Source organism: Flavobacterium franklandianum (assembly GCF_007097365.1).
Lineage (GTDB): Bacteria > Bacteroidota > Bacteroidia > Flavobacteriales > Flavobacteriaceae > Flavobacterium > Flavobacterium franklandianum.
In genome coordinates, this window is sequence record NZ_VJZR01000038.1 from 1 (window position 1) to 1,001 (window position 1,001).

At 31.9% G+C, this 1,001-nt stretch carries 1 protein-coding gene; it reads left to right on the forward strand.

Annotated features, from left to right (window positions below; all coding sequences use genetic code 11):
- Nucleotides 1-56 precede the first annotated feature (56 nt).
- Nucleotides 57-980, forward strand: a complete 924-nt coding sequence (locus tag FNW17_RS16200; protein WP_144072207.1) for an IS1595 family transposase — start codon at nt 57-59, stop codon at nt 978-980.
- Nucleotides 981-1,001 lie beyond the last annotated feature (21 nt).

The following is a 1,001-nucleotide window of genomic DNA, read 5'->3' on the forward strand; positions in this document are numbered from 1 at the left end:
CTTATCCGTATTAACACCTAATTATTTTGTATCTTTAAAATCTAAATAGATTTGATATGAATATTTTAGATTTTTATAAAGAGTATCCAGATGAATTGAGCTGTAAACTCAAGTTCAAATCGATAAGAGATAAGGAAGGGATTGTTTGTAAAAAGTGTAATTGCAAAAAGCATTATTGGAAAAAAGACAAATGGAGTTACGAATGTAAACAGTGCAAATACAGAACCTCTTTAAGATCAGGCACAGTAATGCAATCAAGCAAATTGCCTTTTCAGTACTGGTTTATAGCAATGCATTTATTAACAGCCACCAAGAAAAGTTTTTCTGCAAAGGAAATGCAAAGGCAATTAAATCATAAACGATATGAGCCAATTTGGCTTATGATGCACAAGATTCGGTCGGTTATGGGGTTGCGAGATAATGAATATCAATTAACCGATTCTATTGAACTTGATGAAGGTTTTTTCGAAACAGTCAACAAAAAACTTTCAAAAGACGAGATAAACAAGCGAGGAAGAGGAAGTCAAAAACAGACCACAGTTTTGGTAATGATTCAATCCAAAGAAAATAAAGGGAACAAAAATAAAAACCGTCCAGACAAGAAAGTTGGCTATTTGAAAATGAAAGTTATCCATAATTTAAAATCTGAAACGATAAACCAAAAGATAGAAACTGGAGTAGAACCAGATACCGATGTTGTTACAGATAATTATTCGTCATACAAAAAGATAAGCCAAACCATAAATCATACGGCATATAAAGTCGACAAAACCAATGTAAACAAGGTGTTACCTTGGGTTCATAAAGCAATAAGTAATGCCAAAAGGCTTTTGTTAGATGTACATCATCGGATTGATGATGATTTTCTAGAAAACTATTTAAATGAGTTTTGTTATAAATTCAATCGAAGATATTTTCAAGATAAAACTATGGAAAGACTAATCGTTGCTGGAGTTAATCATCGATGGAATGAATTATAGGTAGCTAAACGGACAAGCATA